This is a genomic window from Aminobacter niigataensis, from assembly GCF_014200015.1.
In the GTDB taxonomy this organism is placed as follows: Bacteria; Pseudomonadota; Alphaproteobacteria; order Rhizobiales; family Rhizobiaceae; genus Aminobacter; species Aminobacter niigataensis.
Genome location: NZ_JACHOT010000003.1, coordinates 1 through 18,901 on the forward strand (window position 1 = coordinate 1; position 18,901 = coordinate 18,901).

An 18,901-nucleotide genomic window follows, 5' to 3' on the forward strand; every position below is an offset into this window, starting at 1 on the left:
CAAACCCCTCCCAGAACGCATCCGCCTCGACACCCGTGCCGACCATCGCTTCCGACACCACGAAGTCGTGCAACTCACGCGATATCGAAAGGCCAAAGAGTTCGACGGTGTCGGTCATATCATGCGCTCCAAAATTCCGGCGCCGCAGGGGCGTTCAAAACAAGGTTTTCGGGCGTTTGGCACGCAAAGCCCGCAGGGTCAATTCGTCCAATGTTGCAAAGCAGCATTGATTTGCCGCGCAGCGCCGCCGCAAATCGATTTAGCCGTCAAACCGCTATCCGGGGCCTGCCCGCGGCAATCGCCAGAACATGCGCTTCGATGAACATGCGCTGGCCCTCGACCGTCGAGACCTTGAAATCGACCGTCACATCGATCTCGGCCGCGTCGGTGCCGGCATCGCGCGCCTTGGCGGCGACGATGGCGCGCGCTTCCGCCTCGGCCAGCGCCATCGCCGCATCCTCGTCGATGAAGTCACGCACAAGCTCGCCGACGGCCACCCGGAACAGTCCTTCCTTGGGCTGGCTGACGCGCGCCTCGGCGGTGACCCGGACCTGGCCGACCACGGCGCCCAGAGCGTTGGCGACGTCGGTGTCCTCGGGCACCACGCATTCGTTGCCGACGAGCGGTGGCAGGCCGGCATAATGCAGCGGGGCCGAGGCGCCTAGGCCAATGACCGGCCGGTCGAGCGCGACCGTGAAACGGGCGATGCCGGGATGGGAGTCGACCGCGCGCTGCACCAGCGCATGCGCGACGGTGGCCGCGCCGTCGAGCCCGTCTTCGGCAAAGGCGGTTTCGAGGATCACTTCGGCGGAAAGCCGGGTCAGCGTCGCCAGGACGCGCTCGGACAAAGCCTCCGGGCTCGCGGCGATCGGCTGGCCGCGGCCGTCGCGCTTGCGGGCAAACAGCTCGGCGCCAAGACGTGCGGCCGCCTCATCCCAGTTGGCCTGGCGGCCGAGAACATGGGCGGCATCCGAGGGGGTGAAGCCGCAGACATGGACCAGCCCGCGCGACACCAGCCTGTTGAGCGTGGCGTTCTGGGCGTTGGAGGTGAGCAGGCGGTCGATGGGCTGCGGCACGGCCGTGATCTGGTCGTAGAGTTTGGCTTCCGGTGCGGTCAGCCCGGCGGCGAGATGTTCCGGCACGCCGGTGCGGACGGCAAAGCGGCCGTCCATGCGGCCGGGATTGGGCGCGCGCAGATGGCGCTCCAGCTCGCTCGTCACCGCTTCGCCATGCATCATGCCGGCGAGCGCCAGCGGCACGAGGCGGCGTGGGCCGAGCGACATTTTGGGCTGCAGCCCACCCTCTTGCAGCAAGACTTCCGAATCCCCGCCGAGGCCGAAGGTGCGCATGGCGACCGCCTCGACCATGGTGCGGAAACCGCCGACCGTGGCGCCCTCCGGGTCGAGCCGCGGGCGGCCATGGTCGAGCACGGCGACGTCGGTGGTGGTGCCGCCGATGTCGGAGACCACGGCGTTGTCGAGGCCGGTCATGTGGCGGGCGCCGACGAGGCTGGCGGCGGGGCCGGACAGGATGGTCTCGATCGGCCGCTGGCGGGCGAATTCGGCCGATACCAGCGCGCCATCGCCGCGCACCACCATCAAGGGCGCCTTGATGTTGCGCTTTTCGAGGAAACCTTCGGTGGCGGCGACGAGGCGATCGATCATCGAGATCAGGCGGGCATTGAGCAGCGTGGTCAGCGCCCGGCGCGGGCCGCCGAGCTTTGCCGACAGCTCGTGGCTGGCCGTGACCGGCAGGCCCGTCTTCTGCCGGATCAAATCCCGTGCGGCGATCTCGTGGGCCGGGTTGCGGGTGGCGAAATAGGCGCAGACCGCAAAACCCGAGACGGTTTTCGCCAGTTCGGGCAAGGCCGCTTCCAGCGCCGCAAGATCGAGGGTTCGGGCGTTGCCGTGGACGTCGTGGCCGCCTTCGCACAACACCAGCGGGTCGGTGCCGAGCGCGGTCTTCAGCCCGTCGCGGGCAAGGTCGGCCTCGGAAAAGCCGATCATCACGAGTGCGACGCGCCCGCCCTGGCCCTCGACCAGCGCGTTGGTGGCGAGCGTGGTCGACATCGACACCAGCTTGATGGCGGCGGGGTTGACGCCCGCTCTGTCCAGCACCGCGCCGACCGCACCCGAAATGCCCTCAGCCAGGTCGTGGCGGGTGGTCAGCGACTTGGCCTTGGCCAGCACCCTGCCCTGCGGGCCGTGCGCCTCTGACCACAGCACCGCGTCGGTGTAGGTGCCGCCGGTGTCGATGCCGAGGAAAAGCGGGGCGTGGTGGCTGGGGTTCATGCGCTGGTGTTCCAGAGTTCTTGATCTCCGTCCCGCTTAGCCGATATGCCGGCCAAAGGAAAATTGGCCAGCCGCCTGAAACAAGGGGGTCAGCCATCGCCCCGCGCCTCGTGGAGGGCGAGGATGCGGTCGGTCTCGGCGCGGATCCCGGCCCGCATCTTCTCGACGATCTCGACATCGAGCGGCACGCAGGGCGGGATGAACGGCTTGAACGGAAACGACCAGTCGTCCTCGGCGCGGCGGCCGGTGCATTTCCTGAGGCGCCGGCAGGCACGCAGCGGGCATTTGCACACAAAACCAAGATGGGCGGCGAGCAGCTGGAACAGGCCGAGATAGATGCCCTTGGCCTCGGCGTGCTCCTGCTGGTCGCGCAGCACGCAGGCCCATTGCGCGTCGGTGCACCAGGGCTCGCGCGGGAAACTGTTGATCCTGAAGCTGGGATACCAGCGCTCTTCGGCTTCGGTCATGTCGGGCTCCTGGGGTTGGGGTTGCTGGCACGCTCCCTTCCCCTAGCGGGAGAAGGTGTCGCCGAAGGCGACGGATGAGGGGTGGTGGACGGAGTGCAGGGGTGTTGGGTTGACGCCATCGGCCGCCCTTTGCAGCGTCCCGTTTCTTCCAACACCCCTCATCCGACCTCGCTTCGCTCTGCCACCCGGCCCTCCGCTAGGGCTCCGGACGTTCGTCGTTGGAAAAGCCAAATCGTTGGCTTTTCCTGGCCTTCGGCCACCACTCCTCACCCCACAAGGGGAGAAGGCAAGTACCAGCCTCGCCACGCCCCGTTGCCGGTCTGGCCATTGAATGGGGTGGGAAGACGGGCGGTCGCGGGATCGCTCGGCTATGTCTAAGTGCGATCTCGCGACCGCCCGTCCGGCGATTTATGTTCCCGTCCGTTCCGCTTCTGGGCCCGGGCATTTTCGCCCCGGCCCCACTAGCGCATCGACCAGCGCACCCGGGCCGTAGTGCCCGAGGGGGAACCCTTGGACGGAACCTCCCCGGGCGGCGGGCTACGCTGGCCCGTCGCCGGAGGCGCCGGCCCCTGCCCACGCAATCACCGTCATGACCGGTGTTCCCGCGGCAGGGACGGGATGGATTGTACGGGAGGTCTTTGGGGGGTGGAGAAAGGGCGGCGGGTATCCACGGGGTTTGGTGACATGGGGTGACGTCGTGCAACCGCTTGAGTGTCCTGCACGGCTGCGGCAGTTTCGATGTCACGGCATGGATCCCCGGGTCTCCGCGCGTCGCTTCGCTCCTGCTCCGCCCGAGGATGACGAAGGCATGTTGCTCGCGGCTAATCGCCAACGCCGAAGTTGGCAGATTGCCCGGAACCAGCGGGCCGGAACCGGTAAAACTGCTCATTTTCACGAGCGCGAACGCCTGGATTTTGCGCCGGCGTTGGCGATTGGCGAGGGCAGCCAAACGCGCTCGTCATCCTCGGGCGGAGCAGGAGCGAAGCGACGTGCGGAGACCCGGGGATCCATGCCGTGACGTCGAAACTGCCGCGACGGTGCAGAACTCAAATCGCGAAAAAAATTCAAAACCGTGGAGAAGTTTTCCCCGCTCAGCCCTGCGAAATCTGCTCGTCCTGCTCGACGGTCAGCGGCTTGACGCCTGCCGGCAGCGGCTCGATGGCCGGCTGCACGGCGGCAGGCGGGGCGGCCACGGGCGCCGGCGGCACCGGCGCGCGGGCAGCGCAGGCGGAGAGGGTTGCCAGGGCAAGGAGGGCGGCGAGCAATTTCATGGGGCGGGCGTTAGGCGGAAGGTGTGGCGGGATCGCGGCGGCAGATGAGCCCGAGGCGCCGCCTAGGTCAAGCCACCCCTGACATCTCCTGACAGCAGCCTGTCAGGAGGCATCGGCTACTCTCCTGCAAACCCTGAGGAGGATGGCATGAGCGGCTTTGACGATTTCGATTTCCTGATCGGCGACTGGACGGTGACCAACGAACGCCTGCGCGCGCGGCTGGTGGGCTCGGACGCGTGGGAAACGTTCACGGCGTTCTCGCACGTCGAAAAGGTGATGCAGGCGCCCGACGGCACCTTTGGCGGCAATCTCGACCAGATGGCGGTGCCCGAGCGCGGTTTCACCGGCATGACGCTCAGGCTCTACAATCCCGAGACAGGGCTATGGTCGATCTACTGGAGCGACACCAAAAGCCACCGGCTGTTTCCGCCGATGGTGGGGCGGTTCGAGGACGGTCGCGGCGCGTTTTTTGGCGACGACGTCGAGGGCGGCCGGCCGGTGCGCGTGCGATTCCTCTGGACGCCGGGGGAAAGCCCGCGCTGGGAGCAAGCGATGTCGGTGGATGAGGGGGAGACGTGGGAGCTGAACTGGGTGATGCGGTTTGGGAGGTGACCTAGCGCCTCCGGCGCAAAATCGCAGCCTCGAACCCGCTTTGTAGAAGCAAAGCAATCGCTAGAGTTTCGCGTAGTCTACTGCTTCTAGCGATCATGCTTCCTATTGCCTTTTTCTTCCTTAGCAACGATATTTTTGCTTGGAGGAAAAGATGATCGGAACAAAGCGTTTTTTTAGGCCACCTCTCGTCACAAAGGAACAATTTCTCCAATTCAGAGAGGAGAAGCGCGCGCATCGGATTTGCTTTGCCAACACTCACGCTAACGCGCTGGCACCTTACAAAGGGAAGTTTCCCTACAAGTTTTCAGTCCCTTTCTCCAATACGATTCAGCCTGTATTCGAGCATGAAACCGGCCTTTCTTTGCACAGCAGCCAGTATGGCGGGGTTTGGTGCGGATTGAGCGAGGGCGAGAAGGCTGCTGTCGACAAATTCGTCACAAGCCGTCGAGAAAACGTATTCCTGCGCGACTACCTCGACGCTAGCGTAGCCTTGTCGATGCACTATGATGGACAGACTCGGACGGCTGTTGGCGAGCTCGAGTATGCGGCAAAGTACCACCGCGACGAAGCAGCAATATCAAAATTGATAGACCTAGGTGCAGCATTTGTGAGTTCGACGCAAAACTACAAAAAATCGAGGGCCATAGCTCCCGTGCCGCCGCGCGCGGGCAAAGATTTTGATCTACCGAGCGTCATAAGTGCGGGCATATGCGACAGGCTAAAAATTGACAACGTCGCGGCTGGTATATGGGGAAAGGAAAAAGCGCAGCTTAAGGAAAAATCTCTTTCAGAAAAATGGGATGCTTTGGAGACAGCCAAGTTCATTCCAAACGACGATCTCAAGAAATACGAATCTATTATTTTAGTGGATGATCTGTATCAAAGCGGATGCACAATTAATTTTGTCGGGAACCGCCTTCAGCATTTTTCTCAAATTGACATATTTGGACTTTCTATTGTCAAGTCTGCCGGTGATCAAGACAACATCAAATGATTGTTAATGAATACAAAATCCTTCATCCCGAAGACGAGCTTTATCCGAGCGCGTTTTCAGATATATTTGGACATTTTGATAAACCAGATATTTTTTATATCGGAAACATAGACCTATTAAATAGACCGAGCGTCGGCTTCTGCGGATCTAGAAACGCTAGCGATAAAGGCTTGGAAGTTGCACATGATTGCGCAAGCCAGTTTGCTGACAACGATGTGGTTGTCGTGTCTGGATACGCCAAAGGCGTAGATACCCAGGCCCACCGCGGAGCACTGGAGAGTTCTGGTTCGACGATCGTAGTCCTACCGGAAGGCATCAATCATTTTCGTATCAAACGGGAACTAAAGGAGGCTTGGGATTGGCAGCGAACCTTAGTAATAAGCTATTTTGCACCAGACGCAGCCTGGAGAGCAGATCGGGCGATGGATAGGAATAAAGCAATTGTCGGCCTTTCTAGAGCCACAATTGTCATAGAGGCACGGGAAACTGGCGGAACTTTTCATGCAGGGATAACTGCACTTCAGCAAGGACGGTTTCTTGTTGTTGCTAAATATTCAGATCCAAATTCTTCAAATATCGGCAATGATAAGCTTATTTCTTTGGGCGGAATCCCACTCCAAAGGAATAAACACACAGGGCGAAGTGAGATTAAGTGGATTATCTCCGATATATCGTGAATTTTTGACCGAGCACTGCAGCCGTCTGTTTCAGTGCATTTGGCAAGTTAGCGCAATGCAACGCGAGCGACAGAAATAGGGCACAATGCTGCCGCCGGCGCCCCGTTGAAGCGCGGCAGCCCCCATCGGGAGAGAGGGATGTAACCGCCTGCATTACGAATGATCCTTCCCCCCCAAGCGGGGAGAAAGTAGCAGAGAACGCCTAGTTATCACCCATCTTGAGCGCCTGGATGAAGGCTTCCTGGGGGATGTCGACCTTGCCGAACTGGCGCATGCGCTTCTTGCCCTCTTTCTGCTTCTCGAGCAGCTTGCGCTTGCGGGTGACGTCGCCGCCGTAGCACTTGGCGGTGACGTCCTTGCGCAGGGCTGAGATGGTCTCGCGGGCGATGACCTTGCCGCCGATGGCGGCCTGGACCGGGATCTTGAACATGTGCTGGGGGATCAGCTCCTTCAGCTTCTCGACCATGACGCGACCGCGCTTTTCGGCCGCCGTGCGGTGGACGAGCATCGAGAGCGCGTCGACCGGCTCCTCGTTGACCAGGATCGACATCTTGACGAGGTCGCCTTCCTTGTAGTCGGTGAGGTGGTAGTCGAAGGAGGCGTAGCCCTTGGAGATCGACTTCAGCCGGTCGTAGAAGTCGAACACGACCTCGTTGAGCGGCAGGTCGTAGACCAGCATGGCGCGCTTGCCGACATAGGAGAGGTCGGCCTGGATGCCGCGACGCTCCTGGCAGAGCTTCAGGATCGAGCCGAGATAGTCGTCGGGGGTGAGGATGGTGGCGCGGATCCACGGCTCCTCGATCGCGGCGATCTTGACCACGTCGGGCATGTCGGCGGGGTTGTGCAGTTCCTTGGTCGAACCGTCATTGAGGTTCATGCGGTAGACGACCGATGGTGCGGTGGCGATGAGGTCGAGGTTGAACTCGCGCTCGAGCCGCTCCTGGATGATCTCGAGATGCAGCAGGCCCAAGAAGCCGCAGCGGAAGCCGAAGCCGAGGGCGGCCGAGGTTTCCATCTCGAAGGAGAAGGAGGCGTCGTTGAGGCGCAGCTTGCCCATGGCGGCGCGCAGGTCCTCGAAGTCGGCGGCATCGACCGGGAACAGGCCGCAGAACACCACCGGCTGGGCCGGCTTGAAGCCCGGCAAGGCCTTGGCGGTGGGGCGCTTGTCCTCGGTGATGGTGTCGCCGACGCGGGTGTCGGCCACTTCCTTGATCGAGCCGGTGAAGAAGCCGAACTCGCCGGGGCCGAGCTCGTCGACCTGGATCATCTTGGGCGTGAAGACGCCGGTGCGCTCGACCAGGTACTTGGCGTTGGTCTCCATCATGCGGATGGTCTGGCCCTTCCTGAGCTTGCCATCGATGATGCGGACCAGGACGATGACGCCGAGATAGGTGTCGTACCAGCTGTCGACCAGCATCGCCTTCAGCGGCGCGTCGATGTCGCCCTCGCGCGGCGGCGGCAGCTGGGTGACGATCGCCTCCAGCACGTCGGGGATGCCGAGGCCGGTCTTGGCCGAGATGTAGACGGCCTGGGAGGCGTCGATGCCGATGACTTCCTCGACCTGCTCCTTGATGCGCTCGGGCTCGGCGGCGGGCAGGTCGATCTTGTTGAGGACGACGACGATCTCGTGGTTGTTGTCGATGGCCTGGTAGACGTTGGCGAGCGTCTGCGCCTCGACGCCCTGGCTGGCGTCGACGACGAGCAGCGAACCCTCGCAGGCCGACAGCGAACGCGACACCTCATAGGCGAAGTCGACGTGGCCGGGGGTGTCGATCAGGTTGAGGATGTAGTCCTCGCCATTGTTGGCGCGGTAGTTGAGGCGGACGGTCTGGGCCTTGATGGTGATGCCGCGCTCGCGCTCGATGTCCATGTTGTCGAGGACCTGCTCGGTCATCTCGCGCAGTTCCAGCCCGCCGGTGGACTGGATCAGCCGGTCGGCAAGCGTCGACTTGCCGTGGTCGATATGGGCAACGATGGAGAAATTGCGGATGTGGTCGAGCGGTGTGGTCATGCGCCGCGCTTTAGCAGGGGCGGCAAGGCTTAACAAGCACGGCTTTGCGCGCTGCGGGGCGGGCAATGCGCCTGTCGCCGGGCGTGGAGGCCCAGGCTGATTTCAGCTTTTGGTTGCATCTATTATAAAATACAATTTTAGATTGACTTTCTGGCCGGCAATCACCAGCATGAGGCGAGGTCGAAGCGCCAACGTGAATCGGGGGATTTCATGGTCAGGCCGGCACTTTCCCGCATGCTGCTTTCGCTGTCCGTCGTCCTGGCCGCCGGGCTTACGGGCTGCGCCTATGTCACCGCGGTGCCGGTCAAGCCGGGCTCGAAGGTCAGCGGCATCCGCATCTACGACGTCAAGCCGATCCTGGTGGTCAACGGCGCCGCGGCGGCGATTCACATCGTGCCGAACTACAACCGGGCCTATGCGCTGCAGTTCGGCGCCTTCCTGGCCAAGAACGACTTCACGGCGACGATGACCAACGGCGTGCTCAGCGAGGTCCATGCCAACATGGATTCGACCGAGTTCATCAGCTTCCTGAAAGAACTGCTCAAGACGGTAGGGGCGAAGGGGCTTTCCGGCGAGGTTCAGCGGGCGCCAAATGGCGGGATCCAGGACCGCTTCCAGGTGTTCGACTTCGTGTTCGACCATGACGGCAACCTGGTGGCGCTCAGGCCGCTGATCAGCCAGCCCGACCTTTTGCACGTCAAGACGACGCAGGTGGTGCGCAACGTCGTGGAGGCACCTGTGGTCGCCGAGCAGCCGGACGCGGGCGGGATCACGCCGGGACCGCTCGGGGCGAGGTGAGCGGGCGATGGCCGCAGAAATCGTCGAGCATCCGGAATATGCGACGGTTTGCCGGACCATCGAGGCGGACCACGACCACCTCGTCGCGCACTACCAGGCACACCACCTCGGCGTGTCCAAAAAATACCGCGGCGGCGCGAAGCTGGCTGCGACCTGCGTGACGTTCTACGTGATGAGGAAGGGCGCGCAACATGCCCGGCACCTGGTGCCGCCTTTTCTCGACCTCGCCTACAAGGAGGGGTCGCACCCGCGCCGGATCGCCACCGATGTCTGCGAGATCCTGGAGCAGCCGGTCGCCCTGTCGATCCGCGGCGGCAACGCTGTCTTCGGCGCGGACGGCGAACCCGGCACGGTGGGGCTGGTGTTCAGGCAGGGCGACAGGGATTTTCTCGTCACCAATGCCCATGTGGTCACAGATCCCGGCGTGCTGCCCGGCCCAGTGACGGTGCGCGTGCCGCATTCGGCCGTCGAGATCGAGGGCATCGTGCGGCGCATGGACAACCTCGGCGCCGCCGAGATCCGCAGCGACGCAGCCCTTGTCGAGGTGGCGCTGAACGCCGTGGCGCCGGGACGATTCCGCGGCACCGACCTCATTCTCGTCGGCTATGGCGAGATCGCCAACAACGACCCGCGGCGCTTCTTCTTCGTCTCCAAGGAATTCGTGCACGAGGCTCGATGGGCGGCATGGGTGCCGGGCGGAGCGCAGATCACCGTCGAAGGTCACGACAAGACCTATGCCAGCTTCCACAAGCTCAGCGTGATCGTCGGCCAGGCGAGCCCGGGCAATTCGGGCGCGGTGGTGTTTTGCCTGTCCAAATCGGGGCTGGTCGCCGTCGGCCTGCTGTTCGGCGGCGCGCTGGCGATCAACGAGATCTGGGTCTTCCCGATCAGGCGCTGCCTAAAGCAGATGGGGGTCGACGTGTGAGGAATCGACGCGCGTGGCCGGAGCCGAGACCTGCCCGGCAGGCACGGCCGGACTGGGCGAAAACAGCATCTTGACGAAGCTGCGGAATGCCAGCACCTGGTGCTCGAGCCGGCGCGGGTCGGCCATCAGCTTGGACATGATGATGCCGCCGTCGACGATGCAGGACATCATGTCGGCGACGGTGTCGAGATCGACAGCCTCGCGCGGCGGATGCTGGGCGGCGATCTCGTCGAGCGTGGCGCGGAAACGCACGTTCCAGCCCTGCACCGAATTGACCGCGATGGCGCGGACCTCGCGGTCGAACATGCGCTCCTGGTAGCAGACCGAGGCGATGAGGCAGCCGGGGTGGCCGTGGGGCAGATCGGCCATGACCTCAGCGAGCAGCTTGAGGCCGATGAGGAAGGCCTGGAGCGGGTCGTCGGAAAGCTGGCGACCGCGGCCGAAAACGTCGTCGAAGACCCGGTTGTTGGCCTCGACGTAGCGCAGCAGCATGGCGCGGGCGAGCTCGTTCTTGTCCTTGAAGTGGTAGAAGAAGCCGCTCTTGGTGATGCCGGCCTCGGCGATGACCTCGTCGATCGAGGTGGCGCCAAAACCCTTGGCGAGCACCGACATCTCGGCGATCGCGAGTATCCGCTCACGGGTTTCCAGGCCCTTGCCCATATCCGATCCGAGAAAACGCTGTACCTGCGGTACGGTTTTTGACTCCGCGACAATATCACCGATGACGCATATGCCGCCACATGGTTGGCCAAGCCATTGAGGTGCCGACGTAATTCGCGTTTCCGCGACCACCGCACCGCAAGGTTTCTAGTTCCGAACCGACGGTTGAGGCAAAAACGGCATTCCCGATGCCGGGCCGTGCGGCAGGACGGGAACCGTTGATATCGGAGACCCACATGGCCAAGTACCGCAACGACCTGCCGCAGATGAAGGGCGGCCTGTTCCTCAGCGACGGCGGCATGGAAACAACGCTGATCTTCCATGACGGCGTCGAACTGCCGCATTTCGCCTCCTTCGTGCTGCTCGACACCGCCGAGGGCCGGCAGCGCCTGAAGGGCTACTACGAGCGATATCTCGACATCGCCCGCCGGCGCGGCACCGGCTTCGTGCTCGACAGCGCGACGTGGCGCGCCAACCCCGACTGGGGCGAGAAGCTGGGCTATGGGGCCGACGCGCTGAAGGCCATCAATGTCGGCTCGATCCGCCTGCTCGAGGAATTGCGCGACAAATGGGAGGCGCCGGAGACTCCGCTGGTGGTGAGCGGCGCCATCGGCCCGCGCGGCGACGGCTACAAGGCCGGCAACATGGATGCGCAGGAGGCCGAAGCCTATCACGCGGCCCAGATCGCCAGTTTTGCGGAGGCGGGCGCCGACATGGTGGCGGCCTATACGCTGACCAACATCGACGAGGCGATCGGCATCGCCCGCGCCGCGAAGCGGCTCGGCATGCCGTGCATGATCTCGTTCACGGTGGAGACCGACGGCAGGCTGGTGACGGGAAAGACGCTGAAGGACGCCATCGAGACGACCGACCGCGAGACCGGCGCCTATCCGCTCTACTACATGATCAACTGCGCCCATCCGAGCCATTTTGCCCAGGCACTTGGCGCAGGCGAAGCATGGCTGGAACGGGTGGCCGGCGTGAAGGCCAACGCCTCGACCAAGAGCCATGCGGAGCTCGATGAATCCGAGACGCTGGATGCCGGCGATCCTGCCGATCTCGGCCGCCGCTACGGCGCGCTGACGCGGTCGTTCCCGACGATGCGCATCCTTGGCGGCTGCTGCGGAACCGACCATCGCCACGTCGCGGCGATCTGCGAGGCCTGCCTGCCGGCCTGAAGACGGCGGCCGCGGTCAAGCCGTTCCGGCAATCGCCATCGAGCGGAGATCGCGGCCCATGCGACGGGTGCAGGCCGCCAGCAGCGCCGAACAGAGGACGTCGACATCAGTGCCCTCGCGCGGGCACCAGCCACAGGGGCAGGCCGCCGGACCGGAATGGGCGTCGGCGGTCTCGCGGTAGATCGAGCCCACCGCCTGGGCGGCGAGCCGCATGACGACCATCGGCGGCAGGCCGGTCTTGCGCATCACTTCGCAGAACTCGTTCATGATGGTGGCGCGGATATGCGCCTGCGCTTCCTCGTGCCGACGCTCGTTCTCGCTCAGATGTGCCAACAAGAAATTCTCCAGATCAAAACTCGTGCGCCCGCATCGGGGCGCCTTGTGGGTTCATCGGTCGGGGACGACCGTCGAGGCCGCAAGCCGCAGGGCCTCGCGCGCCGTTTCGAGCTGACGCATCGCCTCGAAGAGCGCTTCCCTGTCGCGCCGATGGATATCGAGGGCGGCTACAAACAAGGTGCTTTCGCCGACCTCGGGTTGCGGCAGCGCGTTGAGCCGGCCGAGGCTGTCGTTGGCGGCGCGCCGAGCGCTGTCGACCTGCAATTTCAAAGCCTCGACACGACCGAAATGCGAGAGATAGCGGCCGATGTCCGCGTCACGGCTGCTCGCCTCGGAAAATCCAGCGCTGGGAGCGACATGCATCATCGGTCTGCCTCCTTCGTTCGTTCGCGACCATGACCGCGTCGAATGGTGCGCGGTCATGGCAAGCCTAACCCGCCACCTGGAATGAGCCAATACAAAACTGGACTAAAAATATCAAGTTTAAAAACTTGGCGTTCCAGCATGCGCTGCAGGGGCAGAGCCGACGTTCCCGCCCTGCCCCGGGCAGCAGCCGACAGCGGCGGTTGACTGGGGCGGCGACGCGCGCTCCTATATGGACCGCAGCCTGGGGCGGCTGCAGAGTGGAGGAGCGGTCATGGCCGAGAAGGCTGCTTACAGTGACGAAGGCTTGACCGCCGAGGCCCGCCCCGCCACCAAGGAAGACGCGGGCATCCTGGCGCAACTCGTCAATATGGCCGGCGACGGCCTGCCGCTGTATCTCTGGACCAAGATGGCGGAAGGCGGCGATCCCTGGAAAGTGGGGCGCCAGCGGGCGCAGCGCGAAGAGGGCAGCTTCTCCTACCGCAACGCCGTCGTCCTGGAGCACGGCAAGGTGCTGGCCTGCCTGATCGGCTATCCGATCGTACCCTCGCTGCCGGATCCCGACACGCCGGCCATGTTCGTGCCGTTCAACATGCTCGAGGCCCTGGCCGCCGGCAGCTGGTACGTCAACGTCATGGCGACGTTGCCCGAGGCGCGCGGGCGCGGCTTCGGCTCGCGGCTGCTGGCGATGGCCGACGCGATTGCCGAGGCCACCGGCTGCACGGGCACCAGCCTCATCGTTTCGGACGCCAACGCCACCGCCCGGCATCTCTATGAGAGCTCCGGATACCGCGAGATCGCTTCCGAGCCGATGATCAAGGAGGGCTGGACCGGCGCGGGCGAGAACTGGGTGCTGATGGTGAAGCCGTGAGGCGCGCGACCGCACCCGAGGTTTCCGAAGTGACATTCTGCGACGATGCCGCGATGGCCTATGACGCGGCGCGCCGGAGCTTCGTTTCAGGCGAGGCCCTGACCTTCGACGAGGCCTATCGTCTCGCCCATCTGCCGCTGGTGGTGCCGGGCCATCCCGAAATCATCGCCGGCAAGGACGGGACCGACTATCTCAACGGAAGATACGAGACGCCACGGCACTCGCTGGTCGTGCCTATCGATGCCGGGGAACTGGGCAGATCCGAAGCTTTCCAGCTGTTCGAGGCAGAGCTTCGTTCGTTTTCGTTCAGCGACAAGATCGCCTGGCAGGTCGGCCGCCAGCGTGCCGGCAAGCTGCATGCGACCATCGTTGGCGGCCTTTCCGAGCCGGATATCGCGCGCTATGCCGACGCCGCCGCCAGCGCACTCGAACGGTTGGGCGCAGTCTCCCTGCGCATCGGCGGACCGTTCCTGGGCAGGATCAACACCGGCCGGATCTATCTACCGGTCTATCCGGAATGCCGCGACGGCAGCGACGTGTTCGCGCTGATCCAGAACGCGTGTGGCGCACAGCAGTCCCGGTTTTACGTGATCGGCTATTATCATTTCGCAGCAGTGCTGACGGTTGCAGAGACGGTGGACCTGACCAGGCTGGCGGAGCGGTGGCGCCAGAGCACGTTGGCCGAGCTACCTGTGAGGTCACTCGCCATCCAGGCGACCAATGACGACCTGGGGCTTTCCGCGCGGATCATCGCGACGATCCCGGTGGGTGGGGGCTAGGCAGCTGACGCCTGGTTTCGTGGTCACTGCTCATATCGCGCAGCACAAGGTCCGGACGGCTGGGGGGTATCGTGCGAAGGTGCTGCCAGGGAATGCGGCCGTACGTTCTGGGCCACCGTGCCCTTCACTAATGTCACGGCATGGATTCCCGACACTCTCCGCTCGTTTCACTCGCTCACGAGGTCGGGAATGCCGAATGCAGGTGGAGCTGCCATTCGCTCGATCATTTTTTCCATCTGCGCGTGAACCTTCCTCTCCCGCCGGGGCACACATGATCGTGGCGGCCAGCGAGCCGCAAGTGTCCCAGAGGAGAACCTGACATGAGCATGACCAACACCATCATCCGCTCGTCGATGATCGCGACGCTGGCCCTTTCGATGTCGGCCTTTGCCGGCGCGGCCTCGGCCGCACAGCTCAAGGCGCGCGTGCCGGCCCCGCCGCCGCATCAACTCGGGCTCAAGGCGCCGGGCGGCGGCGGACAGGCCGAGGGCCATGTCGAGACGTGCAACAACAAGGCGTCGTGCAACCTGATGATCGCCTATTGCGCCGGCCACGGCGGCGACTGGGAGGAAACCGGCACGCCGGGCCCGCAGGGCGAACCGCAGAAGGGCAAGTGTACCTATCCCTGATAAAATCAGGGGCTCCCGAGACTTTTGGCCAAGCGCCCTCCCGTCCCCGGACGGGAGGGTTTTTGTGCGCGATGGCGCGATAGCGTTGGAGCGTGTCGCCCCCCTGCTTGACGCCGGTGCGGCATTCGGAGCAAATCGCGGACATTCGTGGGAGCTTGCCTGAAAATGTCCGCCATCGGCCTTTCGTTGCTCGGTTTTTCGACCGTCATCTTCCTGATTGCCGCGATGGTGGCCAAGACCTGGGGCATCGAGCCGACCATCGGCAAGCTGGTGGTGACGCTGATCCTCTATTCGCTCGGCAACCTGATCATGCTGCGGCTGGTGCGCGACTTCGGCATGTCGGTGTCGTTCTCGCTGTCGGCGGTGATCCAGCTGATCGCCGTCAACCTCGTCGCCATCGTCTTTTTCGGCGAGAAGCTGAGCGGCATCCAGGGCATCGGCGTCGGGCTCGCGGTCGTGGCGGTGGCACTGATCACGCTTGGGCCGGCACTGGCCGGGAAATAGGGCGTCACCGAAGGAAGACGAAAACCCACCTTCCGTCATTCCTAACCTCGTAAGAGATCGAGCGCAGGTCCAAATCCTGAACCGGCTCTGGTCCGTCATCGTCACGGCATGGATTCCCGACACTCTCCGCTCGCTGCGCTCGCTCACGAGGTTGGGAATGACGGAGTGAAGGAGGCGCCGCGTCAGCTACGGCAGCGACCAAGAAAAATGGGGGCCAAGCGGCCCCCATTCTCGTTACATCGGTTCGGTCCGTATCAGACGGCGATCTTGCCGCCGCCCTGCCTGGTGATGGCGACGACGGCCGGACGCACCGGCATGTCCGGCTTGAAGTCGGGCCAGCGGGTCGACAGGTCCTCGTAGTAGGACGGACGGCCAAAGCCTTCCCAGTCCTCGCCGCCGTCGCCCGGATGCTGGACGGCGACGAAGGCGGTCTGGTCGTCGGGCGCAAACAGCGGGCCGCACATCTCGGCCCCGACCGGCACGCGGAAGAACAGCTTGGAGGTCGCGCGCGCCTCGCCCTCGGTGTCGACCGCCCACAGGCCGTCGGTGCGCCCGGTGGCCTTGGGCGAGTTGCCGTCGGTCGAAACCCAGAGGCGGCCGGCGGAATCCACTGCACAGTTGTCGGGCATGCCGAACCAGCCATTCTCGGTGGTCGAGGTCGAGAACGAGGCGCCGACCTCGGCAATCGCGGGATCGCCGCACTTGAGCAGCACTTCCCACTTGCCCTTGGTGGCGGTGAAGTCGCCGGCGTCCTCGATCAGCTCGATGATGTGGCCGAAGGCGTTTTCGGCGCGCGGGTTGGCGGCGTCGACCTGGTCGGCCTTGCGCTTGGTGTTATTGGTCAGCATGACATAGACCTTGCCGTTGACGCCGTTGGGCTGGATGTCCTCGGGACGGTCCATCTTGGTGGCGCCGAGCAGGTCGGCGGCGCGGCGCGTCTCGATGACCACGTCGGCCTGGCTGACGAAGCCGTTGTCGGCAGTGAGCGGGCCTTCGCCCTGGACCAGCGGCAGCCATTCGAAGGCGCCGTCCTCGGCGAATTTGGCGACGTAGAGCGTGCCGTCGTCGAGCAGGTCGAGATTGGCGGCGCGGTTGTCGGGGTTGAACTTGCCGGCGGTCACGAACTTGTAGACGTAGTCGAAGCGCTCGTCGTCGCCGAGGTAGAAGACGACGCGGCCGTCGCTGGCGACGATGGATTCGGCGCCCTCGTGCTTGAAGCGGCCGAGCGCGGTGCGCTTCTTCGGCAGCGAGTTCGGATCGTTGACGTCGACCTCGACGATCCAGCCGAAGCGGTTGGGCTCGTTCGGCTCCTTGGAGACGTCGAAGCGGTCGTAGAACTTGAACCACTCATAGGTGCCTTCCGGCACGCCGAGGCGCTTGTAGTTGGCGGCTTCGGGGTGGTCGGCCGGCAGCTCGCCGCCGAAATAGCCGTGGAAGTTTTCCTCGGCCATGATGTAGGTGCCCCAGGGCGTGACGCCGCCGGCGCAATTGTTCAGCGTGCCGAAGACCTTGGTGCCCGATGCGTCAGTATTGGTCTTGAGACGATCGTGGCCGGCAGCCGGGCCGGTCAGCTGCATCTCGGTGGTGGCGGTGATGCGGCGGTTGAGCTTGCCGTCGCGGACGACCTGCCACTTGCCTGAAACCTTGCGGATCTCGACGATCGAACCGCCATGGGCGGCGAGTTCGATGTCGACGCGCTTCTGGTCGGCGGGGGCGACCTCGATCTTGCCCTCGACGATCTTGACGATGCCGGGGAACATCAGGTGCTCGTTAGTGTATTCGTGGTTGACGACCAGCAGGCCGTGCTCGGACGAGCCTTCGAGCTCGATATAGCCAACATAGTCGTTATTGTAGCCGAACTGCCTGGCCTGCGCTTCCGGCGACTGGTTGAGCGGATCGAATTCCGGCGCATCAGTGAAGATCGGGTCGCCCCAGCGCAGCAGCACGTCGGCATCGTAGCCGGCGGCGACATGGTGCTTGTCGTCGATGCCGGCGGCGACCTCGTCGAAGTTGAAGGCCGAGCCGCCGGCGGCGCGGGCGTCGTCGGCGAGGATGATGGCGATGGGGCTGACGGTGGCGGCGATGGCCGAAACGGCGAGGGAGCCCTTGAGGAAGCCGCGGCGCGAGAAGCGCTTGGCGATGATGTCGCCCATGGTGCGGTTGTCGGTCGGGTTGTGGCCGGGACCGTCATTGTCCTCGAGCAGGCTGGTGCGGAATTTCTGATCGTAGGGCTGGTTCATGATGTCGACCTCTGGCTGGTGTACGGCTTGGGGTTCGCCGGCACCGCTAATCGGACGAGATAACAGTATCATGACAGTTTCGCCGAAAGTCGGCCTTGGCTATAGAGCCTGACGGAACAGCGCCTTGTTCAGGCGCGAAGCACCGCGGCATTTTCGTTTCAACGTCTTTTCCCGACGAGGACAGTCTCCCATCTTTCGACGCGCGGAGCCTCACTCCGCAACCAAACGCAGCAGGCAGACGGCAGGACGATGCATCAAAAACTGTGGAACAGGATCGAATTCTCGCTTTTGGCAGCCGGCATCATCATCGCCGGCGGGCTGTGGGGCTTCGTCGAATTGTCCGAGGTGGCGCGCGACGCAGCACCGCACGCCTTCGACACCGACATCCTGCTGTTCTTCCGCGAGGCCGGCAATGCGGCCGACCCTATCGGCCCGTCCTGGCTGGAAGAGGCGATGCGCGACATCACCGCACTCGGCAGCGCATCGGTGCTGATCTACATCACCGCCATCGTCGTCATCTATCTCGGCATGACCAGGCGCTGGGGCCCGGCGCTGTTCGTCTTCGCCTCGGTGGCCGGCGGCCAAGTGCTGTCGAGCCTGCTCAAGCTCGGCATCGACCGCCCCAGGCCCGACCTCGTGCCGCATCTGGCGCAGGTCTATACGATGAGCTTTCCCAGCGGCCACGCGATGCTGTCGGCGGTGACCTACCTGACGCTTGGCGCGCTTTTGGCGCGCTTCCTGCCCGGACGTGCGACGACGATCTTCGTCTTCGCCGTGGCCGTGCTGACGACCCTGATGGTCGGTATCAGCCGCGTCTATCTCGGCGTCCACTGGCCGTCGGACGTACTGGCCGGCTGGTGCGCTGGCTTTGCCTGGGCGACGCTGTGCTGGCTGGTCAGCCGCACTCTGATGCGCCCGCAAGCCGGCGACGAATGACGTATGCTACAGGCATTAATAATGATGCTTGAAACATCAATATGAATGTATGATACATTGATGTTGCGGATCGAGACGGGAACATCTCAGTGATCACAGCCGCACAGATGCGCGCCGCACGAGCGCTGGCAGGCATCGACCAGAAGACGCTCGCCGAACTTGCCGGCGTCTCGGTGCCGACGATACAGCGCATGGAAGCGAGCGAGGGCGTGGTGCGTGGCGTGGTCGACACACTGACCAAGGTCATCGAGGCGCTCGACGCCGCCGGCGTGGAGTTGATCGGCGAGAACGAGACCGGCGGCCGGGGCGTGCGCCTGAAGAAAAGGGCCTGAGGCTCCCGGCGATCCGCATGATGTAGT

General features: G+C 63.9%; 20 protein-coding genes. 12 read left to right on the forward strand and 8 right to left on the reverse strand.

Annotated features, from left to right (window positions below; genetic code table 11):
- Nucleotides 1-266: 266 nt before the first annotated feature.
- From GGQ99_RS13010 to GGQ99_RS13020, 3 genes are all read right to left on the reverse strand, one after another.
- A complete protein-coding gene (locus GGQ99_RS13010; RefSeq protein ID WP_183262868.1) occupies nt 267-2,291 on the reverse strand; it encodes a hydantoinase/oxoprolinase N-terminal domain-containing protein in 2,025 nt (674 codons plus the stop codon).
- 89 nt (nt 2,292-2,380) lie between these two features.
- The gene (locus tag GGQ99_RS13015; RefSeq protein ID WP_108605421.1) at nt 2,381-2,758 is read right to left on the reverse strand and encodes a hypothetical protein; all 378 of its coding nucleotides are present in this window, start codon (nt 2,756-2,758) and stop codon (nt 2,381-2,383) included.
- Nucleotides 2,759-3,849: 1,091 nt separating this feature from the next.
- Nucleotides 3,850-4,029 carry a sugar transporter gene (locus GGQ99_RS13020; RefSeq protein WP_183262869.1) on the reverse strand — a complete coding sequence of 60 codons (180 nt, stop codon included), beginning with the start codon at nt 4,027-4,029 and terminating at the stop codon, nt 3,850-3,852.
- 147 nt (nt 4,030-4,176) lie between these two features.
- Here GGQ99_RS13020 and GGQ99_RS13025 point away from each other — a divergent pair, with 147 nt between their 5' ends.
- The 3 genes from GGQ99_RS13025 to GGQ99_RS13035 all read left to right on the forward strand — a co-directional run bounded on the left by GGQ99_RS13025 (nt 4,177) and on the right by GGQ99_RS13035 (nt 6,312).
- Nucleotides 4,177-4,641, forward strand: coding sequence for a hypothetical protein (locus GGQ99_RS13025; RefSeq protein ID WP_183262870.1), 465 nt, complete (start codon nt 4,177-4,179; stop codon nt 4,639-4,641).
- A gap of 151 nt (nt 4,642-4,792) precedes the next feature.
- Nucleotides 4,793-5,635 (forward strand): hypothetical protein, encoded by an 843-nt coding sequence (locus tag GGQ99_RS13030; RefSeq protein WP_183262871.1) that lies wholly within the window; start codon nt 4,793-4,795, stop codon nt 5,633-5,635.
- Nucleotides 5,632-6,312, forward strand: a complete 681-nt coding sequence (locus tag GGQ99_RS13035; RefSeq protein WP_183262872.1) for a DNA-processing protein DprA — start codon at nt 5,632-5,634, stop codon at nt 6,310-6,312. The genes GGQ99_RS13030 and GGQ99_RS13035 overlap by 4 nt, the downstream gene beginning before the upstream one ends.
- 202 nt (nt 6,313-6,514) lie before the next feature.
- Here the strand turns inward: GGQ99_RS13035 and lepA are convergent, their stop codons facing one another.
- Complete coding sequence (lepA, locus tag GGQ99_RS13040; protein ID WP_183262873.1) at nt 6,515-8,323, reverse strand: translation elongation factor 4; 1,809 nt, start codon at nt 8,321-8,323, stop codon at nt 6,515-6,517.
- A gap of 210 nt (nt 8,324-8,533) precedes the next feature.
- Here lepA and GGQ99_RS13045 point away from each other — a divergent pair, with 210 nt between their 5' ends.
- A complete protein-coding gene (locus GGQ99_RS13045; protein ID WP_108605426.1) occupies nt 8,534-9,121 on the forward strand; it encodes a hypothetical protein in 588 nt (195 codons plus the stop codon).
- A 7-nt stretch (nt 9,122-9,128) separates the two neighbouring features.
- On the forward strand, nt 9,129-10,046 hold the full coding sequence (locus tag GGQ99_RS13050; RefSeq protein WP_183262874.1) for a trypsin-like peptidase domain-containing protein: 918 nt from the start codon (nt 9,129-9,131) through the stop codon (nt 10,044-10,046).
- Here the strand turns inward: GGQ99_RS13050 and GGQ99_RS13055 are convergent.
- A complete protein-coding gene (locus GGQ99_RS13055) occupies nt 10,020-10,706 on the reverse strand; it encodes a TetR/AcrR family transcriptional regulator (protein ID WP_183262875.1) in 687 nt (228 codons plus the stop codon). The genes GGQ99_RS13050 and GGQ99_RS13055 overlap by 27 nt on opposite strands.
- Nucleotides 10,707-10,942: 236 nt before the next feature.
- On the opposite strand from GGQ99_RS13055, the gene GGQ99_RS13060 reads away from it, so the two are divergent.
- Entirely contained in the window at nt 10,943-11,884 is a 942-nt protein-coding gene (locus tag GGQ99_RS13060; protein ID WP_183262876.1) for a homocysteine S-methyltransferase family protein, read from the forward strand.
- Nucleotides 11,885-11,899: 15 nt separating this feature from the next.
- Here GGQ99_RS13060 and GGQ99_RS13065 read toward each other — a convergent pair whose 3' ends face one another.
- Together GGQ99_RS13065 and GGQ99_RS13070 are read right to left on the reverse strand one after the other, a co-directional pair.
- Nucleotides 11,900-12,220, reverse strand: coding sequence for a hypothetical protein (locus tag GGQ99_RS13065; RefSeq protein ID WP_246389587.1), 321 nt, complete (start codon nt 12,218-12,220; stop codon nt 11,900-11,902).
- Nucleotides 12,221-12,271: 51 nt separating this feature from the next.
- Nucleotides 12,272-12,586, reverse strand: a complete 315-nt coding sequence (locus GGQ99_RS13070; RefSeq protein WP_183262877.1) for a hypothetical protein — start codon at nt 12,584-12,586, stop codon at nt 12,272-12,274.
- A gap of 271 nt (nt 12,587-12,857) precedes the next feature.
- Between GGQ99_RS13070 and GGQ99_RS13075 the strand changes: the two genes are divergently transcribed.
- From GGQ99_RS13075 to GGQ99_RS13090, 4 genes are all read left to right on the forward strand, one after another.
- Nucleotides 12,858-13,454 carry a GNAT family N-acetyltransferase gene (locus tag GGQ99_RS13075; protein ID WP_246389588.1) on the forward strand — a complete coding sequence of 199 codons (597 nt, stop codon included), beginning with the start codon at nt 12,858-12,860 and terminating at the stop codon, nt 13,452-13,454.
- Nucleotides 13,451-14,233: a hypothetical protein gene (locus tag GGQ99_RS13080; RefSeq protein WP_183262879.1), complete on the forward strand. Its 783-nt coding sequence runs from the start codon at nt 13,451-13,453 to the stop codon at nt 14,231-14,233. Before GGQ99_RS13075 ends, GGQ99_RS13080 begins: the two co-directional genes overlap by 4 nt.
- Nucleotides 14,234-14,553: 320 nt before the next feature.
- Nucleotides 14,554-14,862: a hypothetical protein gene (locus GGQ99_RS13085; RefSeq protein WP_183262880.1), complete on the forward strand. Its 309-nt coding sequence runs from the start codon at nt 14,554-14,556 to the stop codon at nt 14,860-14,862.
- A 165-nt stretch (nt 14,863-15,027) separates the two neighbouring features.
- Complete coding sequence (locus GGQ99_RS13090) at nt 15,028-15,366, forward strand: hypothetical protein (protein ID WP_108605436.1); 339 nt, start codon at nt 15,028-15,030, stop codon at nt 15,364-15,366.
- A 254-nt stretch (nt 15,367-15,620) separates the two neighbouring features.
- Here GGQ99_RS13090 and GGQ99_RS13095 read toward each other — a convergent pair whose 3' ends face one another.
- A complete protein-coding gene (locus GGQ99_RS13095) occupies nt 15,621-17,606 on the reverse strand; it encodes a PhoX family protein (protein ID WP_183262881.1) in 1,986 nt (661 codons plus the stop codon).
- A 249-nt stretch (nt 17,607-17,855) separates the two neighbouring features.
- On the opposite strand from GGQ99_RS13095, the gene GGQ99_RS13100 reads away from it, so the two are divergent.
- Both GGQ99_RS13100 and GGQ99_RS13105 read left to right on the forward strand, forming a co-directional pair.
- Nucleotides 17,856-18,542 (forward strand): phosphatase PAP2 family protein, encoded by a 687-nt coding sequence (locus tag GGQ99_RS13100; RefSeq protein WP_183262882.1) that lies wholly within the window; start codon nt 17,856-17,858, stop codon nt 18,540-18,542.
- An 89-nt stretch (nt 18,543-18,631) separates the two neighbouring features.
- Complete coding sequence (locus GGQ99_RS13105) at nt 18,632-18,874, forward strand: helix-turn-helix domain-containing protein (RefSeq protein WP_183262883.1); 243 nt, start codon at nt 18,632-18,634, stop codon at nt 18,872-18,874.
- Nucleotides 18,875-18,901 lie beyond the last annotated feature (27 nt).